This window comes from Pantoea wallisii (genome assembly GCF_002095485.1).
Taxonomy (GTDB): domain Bacteria; phylum Pseudomonadota; class Gammaproteobacteria; order Enterobacterales; family Enterobacteriaceae; genus Pantoea; species Pantoea wallisii.
The window spans coordinates 1-16120 of record NZ_MLFS01000017.1 but is presented as its reverse complement, the minus strand read 5'-3'; the positions used below and the strand labels follow the sequence as shown (position 1 = coordinate 16120).

The window sequence follows — 16120 nt, the reverse complement described above, 5'->3', positions numbered from 1 at the left end:
CACTTACCTAAATGAGAGCAAGGATATGAAAACAGCATCGATCGATGGGCAGTATAAGCTCAGCATCTGGCAGAACCTGCGCCTGATGCCTCTATTCAGCATGATCTTTGGTGGCATTCTGCTGCTTTTTGCCCTGTGTATTGGACTCGCCAGCTACTTTTTAATTCTGAGTAATAACTCGCTGGATGACGCCACAAATGAAATCCAGATTCGCATGGGGCTCTCAAACAGTTCGAACCATTTACGTACTGCACGTCTGAACGTAATTCAGGCTGGCGCAGCCGCGCGTATTGGTGAGATGGATAGCTACCGGGCCGATCTGGCGCGTACTGAAACACGCATTACGCAGGCGCGCGAAGGGTTTAACTTCTATATGAATCGTCCGGCAAAAACGCCTGCGGGTATTGCACTGGATGAACCGCTTGCCACCCGTTTCAACGATTACGTTGAGAAGGGGCTGAAACCGATGATTGAGTCGGCGAAACAGGGCAGTTTTGAGGGCATTATCGCGCAGGAGACCGACGTGACGCGCAAGCTGGATGATGCCTATAACGAAGTGCTGCTGAAAGCGATTAAGATTCGCACCGATCGCGCGGCGGATATCAGTGCCCAGGCGGAGCATCAGTCACGGCTCGGCTTTATCGCCATGGCTGTTGCCTTTGCCAGCGCCGTGGTGCTGGTGCTGCTGACGTTTATTTTCCTGCGCCGCGTGGTGATTAATCCGCTGCGTCACTCCGTATCGCTTATCGAGCGTATCGCACAGGGCGACCTCACCGCGCCGGAGCAGGCGTATGGCCGCAGCGAGATTGGCACGTTGCAACACAACCTGCAGCTGATGCAGGCGGCGCTGGTGCGTACCGTCGGGACAGTGCGCGAAGGTGCCGTCGCTATTTATCAGGGATCAAGCGAAATCTCCGCGGGCAATACCGACCTCTCTTCCCGTACCGAGCAGCAGGCCTCCGCGCTGGAGCAGACGGCCGCCAGCATGGAGCAGCTTACGGCAACCGTGAAGCAGAATGCCGAGAACGCGCACCATGCCAGCCAGCTGGCTGCTGATGCGTCCGGCAAAGCGCAGAGCGGTGGCGATCTGGTTAGCGGCGTGGTGAAAACCATGAACAATATCTCCGGCAGCTCGAAGAAGATTGCGGAGATTACCAACGTTATTAACAGCATCGCTTTCCAGACCAATATCCTGGCGCTAAACGCGGCGGTTGAAGCGGCACGCGCCGGTGAGCAGGGACGCGGGTTCGCCGTGGTGGCCAGTGAAGTTCGTAATCTGGCCCAGCGCAGTGCGCAGGCAGCCAAAGAGATTGAGTCGCTGATTGCAGAATCGGTGGCTCTGATCACCAACGGCTCACACCAGGTGGGTGAAGCGGGCACCACGATGGGCGAAATCGTTGAGGCCGTCCGCCGCGTGACGGACATTATGTCGGAGATTGCGGCAGCGTCAGATGAGCAGAGCCGCGGCATTCAGCAGGTGAGTCTGGCAGTGACAGAGATGGATAACGTGACGCAGCAGAACGCCTCGCTGGTGGAAGAGGCCTCGTCGGCAGCGGCTTCGCTGGAAGATCAGGCCGGTAAACTGACGCAGGCGGTGGCCGCCTTCCGCCTGAACGATAGCCCGGGTTCGCTGGTGAAGGCCGCGCCAGCACCGGCTCTGAAATCCCCGGTGCTGGCCCCGCGCGCGGCTTTAGCGGCACCCGGGAGCGATAACTGGGAGACGTTTTAAGGGTTGAAGGCAGGGAAATTAATTAACACTGAATCCATAGCGCCGGCCTGAGGGGCTGGCGAATTTGCGTGGATGTTCTCACTGCGGATAGAGGGTTAATGGAGTATCGCTGTTTCTGAACATCTTGATGCCGTTGACTTCCGGCGTGGCGCTCCTGTGGGTCGCCACGCCGGAGAAGGTGATTACTATCCGGGTAACGATCTACTCCTGCAGAGGCTCCACAAACACCCCTTCAGCGTGATCGCTCTCATTAAAGAACCAGATCCCCAGCGGATAATCCTCCAGCGCCACCAGATACATGGTGCCTTCATTAAATCCCTCAACAGCCAGCACCGTACCGGTACGACGCGGGCCGCCATCCGTTTTAACCGTTACACGATCATTGACCTTCATCGAGCGCTCTCCAGAAAAAATCCTGTGCTCAGTGTAACGGAAGATAACCGGCGCTGCCCGATCCGGATCAACGACGTGCGATAACCCATACCGCGTGCACAATACCTGGAATGTAACCGCACAGCGTCAACAGAATGTTCAGCCAGAACGCCCCGCCAAATCCAACCTGTAAGAACACGCCCAGCGGCGGCAGCAGAATAGCAATAATAATTCGAATAAGATCCATACTAACTCCCTGATAAACATCATTATCAACAAACACTAAGCATAGCTGATTTACACAGAAAGGGGGGTGTTAGCGGGTAAAGATGTGTCAAAACATACCTTTTCACTTTCTTAACGTTTAGCAGAGAGATTTTTGACGCGCCCTGGCTTTACACTCTCCTCACTGCACCAACCCCAAAGGCGCAGTCAACCTAAAAGTAACAAGGATTTTTGCCCGCGCAGCGCGGGCTTTTTTTTGCCTGTTTTGTACCGCCCGCCGCCCCTTTCAACCAGCGTCTATACTGTCAGAGAACCCATCCGCCTCCGGGAGGCTATGATGACGACAGCAAAAGAGTACAGCGACAACGTACAGCGTGAAGTGAACATTGACGTTGAATCGTTACTGGAAGCGATTCAAAAGAGGACTTCAGGCGAGGTGAAAGAGTTTATGGAAGCGGAACACGCGCACCGCGTGCACGTTAATGGTCAGGCATTCGACTCTTATACTGAGCTGGCCGACGCTTTTGAACTGGACATCCGGGACTTCACCATCTCCGAAGTGAACCGCTGAAATCGATTTCAAAAAAATACCCGGCGGGATGGCCGGGTAAAAGAGATCAGTAAATTCGTTACACCAGGAAATCTTAACACCGGGCCAGATTACGCTTTAACTGTATTAAGACAAGTCTCATTTCTGCACGCTAATCGAACAAATCTGCATAATCATGCGTAGCTGTTACCGAAAACATCGCTTCACGACTGATAAAAGCGGTGCACAAAGCGTGCATCAAACTTTTTAGCATGCCGGCCTTTTAAGAATTATCCTGGATATTGACTGCGCCAGTGGCACGCCAAAGTGTGATCGTGATTACGCTATTATACTGATATCACTTCGCTTTACGGATGCCCTCCGGGCTTAAGGAGTGTGATGATGATCCCGCTTGATTCGTCCCTGCTGATCGTAACTGACCTTGACGGTTCGCTTCTGGACCATCACGACTACAACTGGGATGCCGCCAGCGAGTGGCTGGCACGTCTCAACGCGCACCATATCCCGCTGGTAATCTGCTCCAGCAAAACCGCCGCTGAAATCATTCCGCTGCAAAAACGTCTGGGCATTGCCGGTGCGCCTTTTATTGCCGAGAACGGCGCACGCGTCGCCTTCGGCGGCGATGAGCCGCTCACCGAGGAGCCCTCTGCCTCTTATCGGGCACTGTGTCAGACCCTGCAAACGCTGCAGGCCGACTTCCGTTTCGACGGCTTCCACCAGTTCAGCGATGCTGAGGTCGCGCGCTTTACCGGCCTGACGTTAACAGAGGCCAGCCAGAGCCGCCTGCGGGACGCTTCCGAGGTAGTGCTATGGCGTGATGACGAAGAGAAGCTGGATGATTTTCGTCACGCCCTGGCGCAGCACCAGCTTGCACTAACGCAGGGTGGCCGCTTCTGGCACGTTATGCCTGCCGGCAGCGGCAAAGGCGTCGCACTGGCGCAGCTGCAGCAGCATCTGGCTGAACAGGAGGGGCATCAGCGCACGACTATCGGCCTGGGCGATGGTCCGAATGACGCGCCAATGCTGGAGCGCGTCGATTACGCCGTGGTGATTAAAGGCTTCAGTAAAACCCCGGTGGTGCTACAGCGCCCCGATGAGGAGAACGTTTATCACACCGCACGCCCGGGCCCTGAAGGCTGGCGTGAAGGCCTTGACTATTTTCTTGCCCAATCCGTTTAACGGCAACCGATAAGAAGGATGAGACGATGAGTGATTTTTACCAAAATGGCGTAATTACCAACTTTCATAATCTCACCCACCGCAGCGTAGAGTCGCTGGAAAAAGAGATGGTGCGCTTTGCCCGTAAACGCAAAATGGGGCTGATTTTGCCTTCGCTGTTCTCTGAGCTGGAGGGCCCGGCACTGGATAACATCGTCAATGAGCTGGCGAAAGTGCCCTATCTGGAAGAGATTGTCATTGGCCTCGATCGTGCCGATCGCGATCAGTTTCTCTTTGCGCGTGAGTTCTTCTCGCGCCTGCCGCAGCGCCATCGCATCCTGTGGAACGATGGCCCGCGTCTCAAAGCGCTGGATGCTGAACTGGATAAAGAGGGTTTATCCCCCAGTCAGCCGGGTAAAGGGCGCAATGTCTGGTTCTGTACCGGCTATACGCTGGCTTCCGATCGCACCCAGTGCGTCGCGCTGCACGACTGTGACATCGTCACCTATGAGCGCGGCATGCTGGCGCGGCTGCTCTATCCGCTTGCCAATCCCGCTTTTCAGTATGAGTTCTGTAAAGGATTCTACGCCAGGGTGGCGGATGGCAAACTCAATGGTCGCGTCGGACGTCTGCTGGTCGGCCCGCTGCTGCGCTCCCTGCAGAAAGTCTACGGCCACTCGGAGTATCTCGACTATCTCAGCAGCTTCCGCTATCCGCTCTCCGGTGAGTTCGCCATGCGCACCCACGTGCTCAACGGCATCAAAATTCCAGGCGACTGGGGGCTGGAGATTGGCGTGCTTTCAGAGATCTATCGCAATTACACCACGCGTCAAACCTGCCAGGTAGAGATCGCCGACAATTACGATCACAAACACCAGCCGCTGGCTGAAGATGATGGCACCGGCGGCCTGAAACGTATGAGCAACGACATCGTGCAGTCGCTGTTACGTAAGCTGGCAACCATGGGCGTTCCGCTCACCAGCGATTCATTCCGCGTTCTGAAAGCCACGTACTACCGCAACGCGCTGGACATGATGGAGATTTACAACCACGAAGCGACGATGAATGGGCTGAAGTTTGACCAGCACATCGAAGAAGCGGCGGTTGAGATGTTTACGCAGGCGATTCTGGACGCCGGCCAGTCATTTATCGAGCGTCCAAATGAAAAGCCGTTTATACCCAGCTGGAGCCGCGTGCAGTCCGCTTTCCCGGATATCCTGCAGCGCATCTATCAGGCTGTCGAAGAGGATAACAACGGCAACGTCTAATCTTCAGCACAGACCCGGTTGCGGCCGCCGCTTTTGGCCTGATACAGGCGGCGGTCCGCTACCGCCTGCAATCGTTCCGCATTGTAATCGCCCTGCTCTTCACTGCTGGTGACGCCGGCCGATAGCGTCACGTTAAAAACAGTGGTGGCGTTGAGCAGTATGGTTTTGCCCGCCAACCGGATACGGATGCGTTCGGCCACTGCCTGCGCGTCTGACAGCGTTGTTTCAGGCAGCACAATACAAAACTCCTCGCCGCCGATACGGCCAGCGACATCATAGCGGCGCAGCGTATGGCTAATCACCGCCGCCACATGCATCAACGCCTGATCGCCGGCCTGATGTCCCCAACGGTCATTGACCTGCTTGAAGTGGTCAATATCAAGCTGAATCACCGCCAGCGGCTGTTGCTGTTGCTGGCAGCGAGCGGCCAGCGCCACAAACTGCTCAAAAAAGGCGCTGCGATTAAGCAGCCGCGTCAGACCGTCATAGTTGGCGCGCCACGAGAGCCGCGCGGATAACGCATCCATGCGCCGAACCAGACGAAAAATGATCTGATGCGCCAGCAGCAGCAGCAGCACAAACAGCAGCCACATCCCGAACAGAAAGAGCGCCAGACGCCCCAGCTCCTGCGAAAGTCCCTGCTGCAAACTCTGAATATTCACCAGCCAGGCATCGACATTATTCAGTTTGCTCCAGCTGGCAAACTGCGTACCGAGCCGCAGTACGCCGGTGGTCTGCTGCCGCATACGCTGCTCCAGCCTGGCCTGCTGCTGCGACGTTAAGGGGCGATCGTCCGGGGCGCTAAGGCGGGTAATCTCCTGCAGATTGTGGTCAACCAGCAGCAGCTTACCCTGCAGCAGGCTGTGCCGCGCGCTTTGCAACACGCTGTGCATACGCTGCCGGGTAAAATCCATCGACAGTACGCCATACCAATAGTGCTGACTGACCACCGGCGAGCTGACCGTGAGCATTAAGCCTTCACCGAACTCGCCCTGATAGGCCCCGGTCCAGCGCCGCTGCGCATGCTGTGCGCCCGCCGGATTTTGATCGCGAAAATAGCCGCGCTGGATCATGGTGGCGTAGCTCTGCTCCAGCGCCTGCGCGTTCTCAGGCGGGCGTGAGCTGATAAAGTAGCCGGCACGTGAGGTGTACCAGAAGCGCGAATGAAAATCCTGCGTCTGGTTGCCAAACTGCATAATAAAGCTGAACTCCAGCGCCGCGCGCAGCTCGGCTTCAAGCGTGGCAGGATTACGCACCAGCAGTGGGTCGCGCGCCAGCCAACTATCGCCAACGCCATTCAGCGGCATACTGCGGGCATTGGGGAGCTGCAGCTGCCAGGTGGGCTGATGACGCAGTAGCTGAAAGCGCCGGAGCGCCTCGCGTCCGTAATCCGCATCCAGCGGATGAGTCAGCGCATAGTTAAGCATCTTCTGGTAGTAGTTGAGTTCGTCCACGCTCTCCTGAAACTGGCTATCCAGCGCTTTCTGAATTTCCGCCAGCTGCGCACTCTGCCGCTGCTCATAATTATTTTTCAGCTCCAGCGCTTCATGCGCGGTGAGAAAAGCAGAGAACAGGAACACTGCCAAAAAGCAGAGATGCACGCGCGCATAGGGATTGATGCGGCGTTGCGGGGGTAGCGTAATGGGCATCAGCAGCCTGACTCCGGGTGGCGACGAATGCGAAAAGTGTAGTCAGAGGGCGGATAAGCGTACAGGCAGGGATCAGGGAAAGAGAGGGTAAGCGCGTGGCATCGGGACGGTAACGACCGTCCCGAACTGCTTAGCTGGCCAGCTGCTGCGCGGTCGACAAGTGACTGAGCTCGTCACTATGGAACGCCTCACGGCGTACGCTGTAGCCATCATACCAACGACACTCTACCATTCCGCTGGCATAGCCGGTCACCACCATAGTGGGTCCGCCCTCTTTATGCTGAACTTCGTCACTGATCGCAAAGGTCATACCGCGCCCTCCCTTCTAACCGTTGAATGAACGGTTTTAGGTATAGCAGCTGTGCAGGCTTTTTGCCTATAGGATATTGCTATTACTGTGACAAAATCGGAATAAGCAGTTAAAAATGTTGTTAATAAAAAAAGCCGATAAAGATTATTATCGGCTTTTAAGCAGTTTAGCGGGTAAGGCTATCAGATTTTGCAGCCTTCACAGTCTGCTTCATCGCTGATGTCTGCCGGGACTTCACTGGCTTTCTCAGCCGCTTTCGCTTCTGCCTGCTCCAGCTGTGCATCGATATCAAATTCAAACATATCGTCGTTCATCATCGTTCTCCTGACCCGTGATTAAAAAAATTCCTGCGCTTTATACCGATTTCCCGCGCAGCTTCGCAACCAGATTTACCACTAACAGCACGATCGACCCAACGAGAAAGCCGAGTACCAGGCTGGCACCATTGCTCAGCAGTGCAGAGACTATCCCGTGGAAACCGCTGCTGTACGCGTCAATGGCGTGATGCAGCGGCGCAATCCCGTGCACAATGATCCCGCCACCTACCAGGAACATCGCGATGGTGCCGACAACCGAGAGAATTTTCATCAGCACGGCGCCATGGCCAGTAAAGCACCGCCCACCGCTTGTGCCAGCGTAGAATTTTTTTCGCGCAGCCAGTAGCCGAGATCGTCAATCTTCACGATCATCGCCACAATGCCGTATACGCCAACGGTCACCAAAATCGCGATGCCGGCCAGGATCAGCACCTGGTTCAGCAGCGGCGCCTCAGAGACAATGCCAAGCGTGATGGCGACAATCTCTGCCGACAAGATGAAATCCGTCCGCACTGCGCCTTTGACTTTGTCTTTTTCATACTGGCGCGGGTCCTGCTGGGTCAGCTTATCCAGCCGCTGCTGGCGCGCTTCCGGGCTTTTTTCAGCCTTGTCCTGATGCAAACTGTGCAGGACCTTCTCCACCCCTTCGTAGCACAAATAGGCCCCGCCAAGCATCAGCAGCGGCGTAATCAGCCAGGGCGCAAACGCGGAGATCAGCAGCGCCAGCGGCACCAGAATCAGTTTGTTAATAAAAGAGCCTTTCGCCACGCCCCAGACAACGGGCAGCTCGCGGTTGGCTTTGACGCCGGTAACCTGCTGCGCGTTAAGCGACAGATCGTCCCCTAATACGCCGGCGGTCTTTTTTGCGGCCACTTTGCCCATGACAGAGATGTCATCCAGCAGCGTAGCGATATCATCCAGAAGCGTAAGTAAACTGGTTCCTGCCAAAGTAATTATCCTTATTCCGGTTGGTGATCCTGACAACAGGGGCATCGCTCAACCGCCGTGACTGTTATATCGGCGATGCCCGCACAGTCCCATTCGACGCGTAACGTTTTCCCGTGCAGATCCCCGGCGTGCAGATATTTGCTCACCGGGCTTTCCGTCATGCCGCTGATCTCCTCCGTGGCGACCAGCTGGTCGCCTACGTAGATGCGTGCCGTGGCGCTGGCGTTCACCATGCGCTCATCGCGCAGTTGATACAGGCGTTTGACCGTCAGTTTGATACTGCTCATGGTTCTTTTCCGCGTCCCAGAGAAAGAGGTGATCTAAACGGTTATCGCGCTGGAAAGCAATATCTGCACGCTAATCAACGCGATAGTGATGCAGTCCCTGATGGTCGATTTCACTGCTGTGCGCTGCCGCCAGCAGCCACTCCTCCAGCCGTTCGACCAGATCGGCATCCTCCAGCTTGAGTTTGCCGCGCAGGGCGCACTCCCATACGATCAGCACCTTCCAGCCGCCCTCCTGCAACTGCTGAATGTAGCGCCGGTCGCGCTCCACATTACTGTTGATTTTTCCGGTCCAGAATTCGGTGCGCGTCGCCGGCATTTTAAACAGATAGCAGTGGTGCCGATGCCAGAAGCAGCCGTGAACGAATATGATGGCTTTTTGCTGCGACAACACAAAGTCAGGCCGGCCCGGCAGCGCCTTATCCTGCACGCGATAGCTAAAGCCGCGGTCTTTGAGAAGCAGCGCGATACGCTGTTCAATCGCCGTATCCTGAGTGCGGATAGCGCGCATATTTTTGCTGCGAATATCGTGCGAGTGAACGTCGGCCATGGCGTCTCCTTTTTATGGGGCTCCTTCAACTTTAGCGGTTTGGGGCAAAAGCGAAAGCCAGCCAGCGAAAGAGTGCGAGCCATCTCCAGCGTCGCGCCAATTTCCACCTCGCGCCAGGAGTGGTAGCATAGCCGCCTTACTGTTAAGGAAAAACGCATGCTTGCACTTGATCCCGCCGCAACGGCTTCGCCCTCCCCGTTACCCGCTGCTCCGGATGACGCCACATCGCTGTTGATGCAGGTGCTGGACATCTATGCACCGCGCGATCTGGTCACCGTGTTAAGTGAGGCGGGCGGCCGCGACTGGAGCGTGCCGAAACTCAATCGTATTCGCAGCGGCAAAAGCGCCGCGCCGGCGCTCTCCTCAATGGAGATCGCCCATCTGCAGGCGCTGCTACCATCGCGCCCGGCACACTACGCGGCGCCAAAATTTCAGTTTATCGATCTGTTTGCCGGTATTGGCGGCATTCGTCGCGGCTTTGAGCAGATTGGCGGACAGTGCGTATTCACCAGCGAGTGGAACAAAGAGGCAGTGCGCACCTACAAAGCCAATCACTACAGCGACCCGCAGCTGCACCAGTTCAATAGCGATATCCGTCTGGTGACGCAGCCCGCCGGCCTGCAGGACGAGCAGGCGATTTACCAACATATCGATCAGACTATTCCCGATCACCAGGTGCTGCTGGCCGGCTTCCCCTGCCAGCCCTTCTCCCTGGCCGGTGTCAGTAAAAAGAATGCGCTGGGCCGCGCGCACGGCTTTGAGTGTGAAGCACAGGGCACGCTATTTTTTGACGTCGCGCGCATTCTGGCGGCGAAAAAGCCGCCGTTTTTCGTGCTGGAGAACGTTAAAAATCTCAAGAGCCACGATAAAGGGCGGACGTTCGCCATCATTATGGCGACGCTGGATGAGCTGGGGTACGACGTGGCCGATGCCGCTGACGAAGGCCTGCCGGATGCGAAGGTGATCGATGCGCGTCACTTCTTGCCCCAGCATCGTGAACGGATCGTTCTGGTGGGCATTCGCCGCGATAGCGGTCTGAGCCAGGGATTTTCGCTGCGGGCGCTTCCGGCGCTCTATCCCCGCGAGGTGCCATCGTTGCACAGCCTGCTGGAACCTGAGCCGGAGGCCAAATATACCCTCTCCCCGACGCTGTGGAACTACCTCTACCAGTATGCCAAAAAGCATAAAGCCAAAGGCAACGGGTTTGGCTTTGGTCTGAACGATCCGCGCAATCTTCACGGCTGCGTACGGACGCTGTCGGCGCGTTATTACAAAGACGGTTCGGAGATCCTCATCGATCGCGGCTGGGACTCTGCGCTGGGGGAACAGGACTTTCAGCAGGCAGAGAATATGGCACGCCGGCCGCGCCGTCTCACACCGCGCGAGTGCGCACGTCTGATGGGTTTTGAAGCGCCTGGCGAAGCGCGTTTTCGTATCCCGGTCTCGGATACTCAGGCGTATAAGCAGTTTGGTAACTCGGTTGTGGTGCCGGTGTTTGCTGCGGTGGCGCAGCTACTGTTACCGTTAATTGAGGAGCACGCGCGTCACAATGGCTGATCCTTATTAACGCGCTATCATTTGCACCGATCGAGCGTGCGAAGCCTTGTGGCTTAAAGCACAGTGATTCAGGACCACAATTTTATTTAGGGGCGCGTATTCTGCTGTTTTTTGGCGAGTCGCGTCCGCTGTCACCGAACTGTCATGCATCAAACCAATACTCCGTTTTATTTTTTGGAGCTGTTTGATGTCACGCCTGTCTGTTATCTCTCTGCCACGGCTGCGCCACCGCATTACTTTGCGTCTGCCGCTATGGCTCACCAGCCTGCGCAGTCAGTTTCTCCTGTTTATCGTTCTGTTCTGCCTGCTGCAATTTGCGGGCGTGCTGCTGCTGAATAATCACGTCACCCGGACGCAGCACTCGCTACAGCAGGCCAGCCAGCTACGCGAGCGTCTCGCCCTGCTGGATAAGGCGCGTATTGAACTGCTGACCGCCAGCGACAACAGCCATCGTGCCGGCATCTATCTGATGCAGGATCAACAGAGCGGCTCAGTCGATAGCTGGCAGAGCCTGGCCGCTGCGGCAAAGGCATCGCTGACGCAGGCGCAAACGCTGTTCACGGAATATCATGCCCGGGCCGATAGCCCATTGGCGCAGGGCTTTACGCTGCTGGACGAAGGGCTGCAGGAGCAGCTGAAAGGGTTGGCCGCCAGCGATATAAACGCCTTCTTTATGGTGCCTATGCAGGCATTCCAGCAGCAGTTTAATGACGCATGGTTCAGTGAGATTGAACAGGCTAACCAGCAGCTGAGCGGCGTGAATCAGAGCACGCTCAGCTCACTGAAGCAGAGCCGTAATCTCTCACTGGCGGTGAGCGCAATCCTGATGGCGCTGCTGGTGCTGGCTGCCAGCCTGCTGATGCGCGGTGTTCTGCTGCCGTTGCGCCACGCCAATACCCGGCTGGCGCGCATTGCCACCGGCGATCTGGTCGCCAGCCATGCTACCCCGCGCCGTCAGTCACTGGAGACGCGCCAGCTGTTCCACTCTATTGATACCATGCGCCACGGATTGCTACAGATTGTCAGCGACATCAATACGGTAGCCATCAGCGTGGCGGCGGGCGCAGAGCGTATGCAGCAGCATAATGAACAGGTGATGCAGCAGCATCAGGCGCAAAACGCCAGCTTCCATCACCTGTCGCAGCGTCTGCATCGCGTCTCAGAAGAGGTGGAGAACGGCGCGCAGTTTTCACAGCAGGCCACGCGTGAGGCGCAATCAGCAGATACGCTGATGCGTCACTGTGCCCGGGAAGTGGATAATATGGAAAACCAGATGCAGCAGATTGTCGCGGCGGCGGGCGATATTGCCGGCATCGTCGGCATGCTGGATAGCCTCTCGATGCAGACGCGCTTGCTTTCGCTGAATGCGGCGATCGAGTCTGCCCATGCCGGAGCTTACGGCCGCAGCTTTTCGGTCGTGGCGAAAGAGATGGGCGCGCTGTCGCAGCAGAGCGGTGACTCAACGCGCCAGATTGATGGCCTGATTCAGCATACTCAGCAGCACATTCATGACGGCTTCACGCAAGTTCAGGCGCTGGAGGTGTTGTTTACACAAATCAGCAATGCCGTTTCCGGCGTTGTCAGCCAGCTGGACGAACTGCAGCACAATACGGCCGCGCAGAGCCATCGCGTCAGTAAGATTGCGCAGGAAGTGACGGGAATGAGCGAGCAGCTGCAGCAGAGCGAAGCGCTGAATGCGCAGCAGGTTCAGGCCGCGGCGCAGCTGCGTGAGCTCTCTGCGCGCCTGGCACAGCGCGCGCAGCAGTTCCGCGTTATCGCGGAGTAAAGTAACACCCTAAAAAAACCCGTCAGATGACGGGCTTTTTGCGTCTGTTACTTCCTCTTTTTGCCCTTCTTCAGCAGCGCACGTACCTGCTTCAGCTCGGCGGCGGAGAGTTGATCGCTCACCGCCTCTTCGGTATGCAGATTATCCACCGCCGGTTCCGCCGCCGAATCTAAGCTGGCCTGCAGGCGGTTAACAATCTCCTGGCTCATGGAAACCTGGTTATCCGCGGCAATTTGTTTAATGTGCTCTTTCAGCGCCGGGTCAATTTTGATAGTTACGTTAACGCTTTCGGTCATCTTGGTACTCCCTGTTGATTTACCTCAACGTAGCGGAAGAGGATGAAAGTTAACAGACTGTCATAAAAATTTAATATTCTGCCTGTAGGGGACTAAAATCGTTTAACACTGAGGCATCAAGTTCTGTGAGGTTGCCCTGTAACTCGGCGCACAGCTTTGCCATATACTGCACAAGAAAATCAGCATTATGCGCCGCCAGCAGACGCCCGGTTTCGGTTTGCATGGTCTCCGGCAGGCGCAGCAGCTTCTTCTGGAAGTGATCCAGCGTCCACTTCACATCGTCCAGTTCACGCGCTTTACCCAGCGGGTCCTCGCTATCGAATAAGGGACGACCAAGCGCACCCGCAGTATAGAACACCCGCGCCAGACCAATGGCACCCAGTGACTCCAGCCGATCGGCGTCCTGAACGATTTTAGCCTCCAGCGTGTGCGGCATGATGCGCGCACTGAAACTGTGCGCCTGCACGGCATGGGCCACGCTATCCAGTCGCTCAAACGGGAAGTCCGGGAAATCCTGCTGCAGAATACGACGGGTCTCTTCCGCTGCGTATGTTGATGCAAGATGACGCTCGGGATGATTTTTCGGCAGGTTAACCACATCGTGGAAGTAGCAGGCGGTAAGCACCACCATGGGATCAGCGGGCGTGTCTTGCATAATGCGGTTCGCGCTCATCCAGACGCGACGCAGGTGCGCGATATCATGGGCTTTATCGTCGTGCAGCCAGTTCTGCTGCAGCCAGTTCTCATAACGTTGTTGCCAGTGAGTCAGTGACATCGTGCTTCTCCTGTTATGGCTGTTTTCCGCACCCTGTGGCCGGATGTCGTCCTGCTGACATCATAACGGCCCGGTGATGACACTTTTCTGACACGCATCCTGGCGGCAGAAAGCGTAAAATGTGACGGCAATCATGTTATAGCGTTGTTACCGCCTGATGCCCAGCGCAGACTGCGTTTTAAGCTTTTCCTTACTTAATTGCCGTTAAAGCGCTCTGGTTAACAGTATTTATGTATTAATGCACGATATAAATCATCTGTTACCGATTAATTCCAGTTAAGAGTGCGACAGCCCAGCATTAATTGTGGCGGGTGTATAGTGTCTTAATCTGAAAAGATTCCCATTCTGGCCGTTATAACGTACTGTATAGGGGAAATTTCCGACTTGCTCACGCTTGCGAACGCTTAAACCGTCCGCATTTTACTTATGAGCCATTTTTTAAACCGGAAAATGCAGGAATCGCCTGATGGTAAGGCGACAAATTATTAAGCAAATTGATTTAAAGTCATTATGCTAACGCTCTCATCCGTGATTAAGGATGCTGAAGTAACGTTTTCCGGGTTCGTGACATAACAAGAGGTAAAAAATGAAAGAACGGCCGATTCTTTTTTCCGAACAGCGGGTCCGCGCCCTGTTGATTGGCCAGCAAACACAGACCCGACGCATTATGAAGACCCAGGCTTTTGGCCCGGGTCAGGATCATCATGAGGGCGTGCACGCGTTTGACGTCAGTGCCAACCATTTGCATGGCTACAAGTTGATGTCGATGTCCGATATCAGCGCGCACTGTCCGTTTGGTCAGGTTGGCGATCGTCTGTGGGTACGCGAAACCTGGCGCGGTCCGATTGTGCCGGAGGAGCAGCTGGCCGAGTACGATCGCGATCCACTCCCCTTCCGCCATCCGGCGTTTTGTCAGTACCGCGCAGACAGCAACGAGTTGGGGCAGCTGGATGAGAATCTACAGGACGCTGAGCAGTTTGGCTGGCAGACCGCCATCCATATGCCGCGCTGGGCCAGCCGCATTGATCTGGAGATCACGTCGGTGCGCGCCGAAAAGATTCAGGACATCAGCGAAGATGACATCATGGCAGAGGGCGTACAGACCGATTCGCACTTCCTGAACAATTTCTTCACCATGAACATGAACGCCGAATCACCAAAAGAGGCTTACCGCAAAGCGTGGCAGAAGCAGTATGGCGCCACCAGCTGGGAAGTGAACCCGTGGGTATGGGTGATTGCGTTTCAGCGCGTCATGCGCGAGGGGTAATGGTGTTGTTCGCCCGCGTACTGTGTGAGGGCGCCCTTACCGGCGACCTCACCTTTTATCCCGCCCTCAAATGTCAGCTTTGCCACTTCAGTCACAGACAAGCCCGCCGCTAACAGGTTGAATATTGCGCTTTGATTCCCCGCTGGCAATGAACGCGCTGCCGCGTCAGGATATGATTTCCTCCCTGCAGAGTGAGTAACGCGATGTTCAAATGGCCGTGGAGTGCGCAACCCGATGCTGCCGTTACGGCCCTGCCGTGGCAACAGGCGCTGGCACAACCCATCTTCTCGCTACTGATGCCGGATGATCAGCAGATGCTGATCGCGCTGGCACAGCGTTTTCTGCAGCAGAAAAAAATCACCCCGCTGCAGGGGCTCACACTTAACGAGCTGCTGCTGACGCGCCTGGCACTGCTGTTCTGTTTACCGGTCCTGAAACTCGGCCTGGAGTGGCTGGACGGTTTCCACGAAGTGCTGATCTACCCGGAACCTTTCAATGTTGATGACCGCTGGGAAGATGAGAGTGGCCTGGTGCATCAGGCGCCAGCGGTACACGCCGGGCAGAGCTGGACGCAGGGTCCGGTGGTGCTGAACGCGCTGGATATCGCCGACTCCTGGGATCTCTCCGGTTATAACCTGGTCATTCATGAAGTCGCGCACAAACTCGATGCGCGCGGCAGCGGCTATACCAGCGGTATTCCGGCTATTGCCCTGCGTAATGTCGCCCGCTGGGAGAAAGATCTGCTGCAGGCGATGGCAGAAATTGAAGCAGAGGTCGAGCTGGCAGGCGAACAGGCGGCGACCATTGATCCCCATGCGGCCAGCGATCCGGCCGAGTGTTTCGCCGTGCTCTCCGAGTACTTCTTTAGCGCACCGGACCTGCTGGCGCAGCGCTTTCCCGCCATGTATCACCACCTGACGCAGTTTTACCGGCAGGACCCGATTGCCCGGCTGGCGCCGTTAACACCAGAATCTGCTTAAATCGCGATCGCTTTGTATTTTTGCTAGCCAGTTGAATATAAATATGTTTCCTGCTGTTGACACACACGTGGGGTGCCATTAATATGCGCCTCGTTCACA

General features: G+C 56.1%; 17 protein-coding genes and 1 pseudogene. 8 read left to right on the top strand and 10 right to left on the bottom strand.

Translation table 11 applies throughout. The features are described from left to right. Window positions 1-25: 25 nt before the first annotated feature. On the top strand, window positions 26-1729 hold the full coding sequence (locus HA48_RS08265) for a methyl-accepting chemotaxis protein (RefSeq protein WP_128600590.1): 1704 nt from the start codon (window positions 26-28) through the stop codon (window positions 1727-1729). 201 nt (window positions 1730-1930) lie between these two features. Here the strand turns inward: HA48_RS08265 and dsrB are convergent, their stop codons facing one another. Continuing rightward, window positions 1931-2122, bottom strand: a complete 192-nt coding sequence (dsrB, locus tag HA48_RS08260; protein ID WP_128600589.1) for a protein DsrB — start codon at window positions 2120-2122, stop codon at window positions 1931-1933. A 67-nt stretch (window positions 2123-2189) separates the two neighbouring features. Further along, window positions 2190-2348 (bottom strand): YqaE/Pmp3 family membrane protein, encoded by a 159-nt coding sequence (locus HA48_RS08255; protein WP_021509855.1) that lies wholly within the window; start codon window positions 2346-2348, stop codon window positions 2190-2192. 315 nt (window positions 2349-2663) lie between these two features. On the opposite strand from HA48_RS08255, the gene HA48_RS08250 reads away from it, so the two are divergent. The 3 genes from HA48_RS08250 (at window position 2664) to HA48_RS08240 (ending at window position 5302) form a co-directional block, all read left to right on the top strand. Next, window positions 2664-2897: a DUF2525 domain-containing protein gene (locus HA48_RS08250; RefSeq protein WP_128600588.1), complete on the top strand. Its 234-nt coding sequence runs from the start codon at window positions 2664-2666 to the stop codon at window positions 2895-2897. A 360-nt stretch (window positions 2898-3257) separates the two neighbouring features. Continuing rightward, window positions 3258-4055, top strand: a complete 798-nt coding sequence (locus HA48_RS08245) for a mannosyl-3-phosphoglycerate phosphatase-related protein (RefSeq protein WP_128600587.1) — start codon at window positions 3258-3260, stop codon at window positions 4053-4055. Between the two features lie 26 nt (window positions 4056-4081). Beyond that, window positions 4082-5302: a glycosyltransferase family protein gene (locus HA48_RS08240; protein ID WP_128600586.1), complete on the top strand. Its 1221-nt coding sequence runs from the start codon at window positions 4082-4084 to the stop codon at window positions 5300-5302. Here the strand turns inward: HA48_RS08240 and dgcQ are convergent. The 6 genes and pseudogenes from dgcQ to HA48_RS08215 form a co-directional block, all read right to left on the bottom strand. Continuing rightward, complete coding sequence (gene dgcQ / locus HA48_RS08235; RefSeq protein WP_128600585.1) at window positions 5299-6951, bottom strand: cellulose biosynthesis regulator diguanylate cyclase DgcQ; 1653 nt, start codon at window positions 6949-6951, stop codon at window positions 5299-5301. The two genes, HA48_RS08240 and dgcQ, sit on opposite strands and share 4 nt — an antisense overlap. Before the next feature lie 130 nt (window positions 6952-7081). After that, complete coding sequence (locus HA48_RS08230; protein ID WP_128600584.1) at window positions 7082-7261, bottom strand: YodC family protein; 180 nt, start codon at window positions 7259-7261, stop codon at window positions 7082-7084. Between the two features lie 182 nt (window positions 7262-7443). Beyond that, window positions 7444-7578 carry a hypothetical protein gene (locus HA48_RS22790; protein WP_254919505.1) on the bottom strand — a complete coding sequence of 45 codons (135 nt, stop codon included), beginning with the start codon at window positions 7576-7578 and terminating at the stop codon, window positions 7444-7446. Window positions 7579-7615: 37 nt separating this feature from the next. Next, window positions 7616-8460 (bottom strand): annotated as a pseudogene (locus HA48_RS08225) (DUF808 family protein). Window positions 8461-8537: 77 nt separating this feature from the next. Next, a complete protein-coding gene (locus HA48_RS08220; protein ID WP_128600583.1) occupies window positions 8538-8813 on the bottom strand; it encodes a hypothetical protein in 276 nt (91 codons plus the stop codon). Between the two features lie 70 nt (window positions 8814-8883). Continuing rightward, on the bottom strand, window positions 8884-9360 hold the full coding sequence (locus tag HA48_RS08215) for a very short patch repair endonuclease (RefSeq protein ID WP_128600582.1): 477 nt from the start codon (window positions 9358-9360) through the stop codon (window positions 8884-8886). 156 nt (window positions 9361-9516) lie between these two features. Here HA48_RS08215 and dcm point away from each other — a divergent pair, with 156 nt between their 5' ends. Both dcm and HA48_RS08205 read left to right on the top strand, forming a co-directional pair. Continuing rightward, window positions 9517-10917 (top strand): DNA (cytosine-5-)-methyltransferase, encoded by a 1401-nt coding sequence (dcm, locus tag HA48_RS08210; protein WP_128600581.1) that lies wholly within the window; start codon window positions 9517-9519, stop codon window positions 10915-10917. A 187-nt stretch (window positions 10918-11104) separates the two neighbouring features. Further along, complete coding sequence (locus tag HA48_RS08205) at window positions 11105-12703, top strand: methyl-accepting chemotaxis protein (RefSeq protein ID WP_128600580.1); 1599 nt, start codon at window positions 11105-11107, stop codon at window positions 12701-12703. 47 nt (window positions 12704-12750) lie between these two features. Here the strand turns inward: HA48_RS08205 and HA48_RS08200 are convergent, their stop codons facing one another. Next, window positions 12751-12999: a hypothetical protein gene (locus tag HA48_RS08200; RefSeq protein WP_128600579.1), complete on the bottom strand. Its 249-nt coding sequence runs from the start codon at window positions 12997-12999 to the stop codon at window positions 12751-12753. 70 nt (window positions 13000-13069) lie between these two features. Continuing rightward, the gene (locus HA48_RS08195; protein ID WP_128600578.1) at window positions 13070-13774 is read right to left on the bottom strand and encodes a phosphohydrolase; all 705 of its coding nucleotides are present in this window, start codon (window positions 13772-13774) and stop codon (window positions 13070-13072) included. Window positions 13775-14360: 586 nt separating this feature from the next. On the opposite strand from HA48_RS08195, the gene HA48_RS08190 reads away from it, so the two are divergent. Together HA48_RS08190 and mtfA are read left to right on the top strand one after the other, a co-directional pair. Further along, window positions 14361-15041 (top strand): ASCH domain-containing protein, encoded by a 681-nt coding sequence (locus tag HA48_RS08190; protein ID WP_128600577.1) that lies wholly within the window; start codon window positions 14361-14363, stop codon window positions 15039-15041. A gap of 203 nt (window positions 15042-15244) precedes the next feature. After that, window positions 15245-16021 carry a DgsA anti-repressor MtfA gene (gene mtfA / locus HA48_RS08185; protein ID WP_128600576.1) on the top strand — a complete coding sequence of 259 codons (777 nt, stop codon included), beginning with the start codon at window positions 15245-15247 and terminating at the stop codon, window positions 16019-16021. Window positions 16022-16120: the final 99 nt, after the last annotated feature.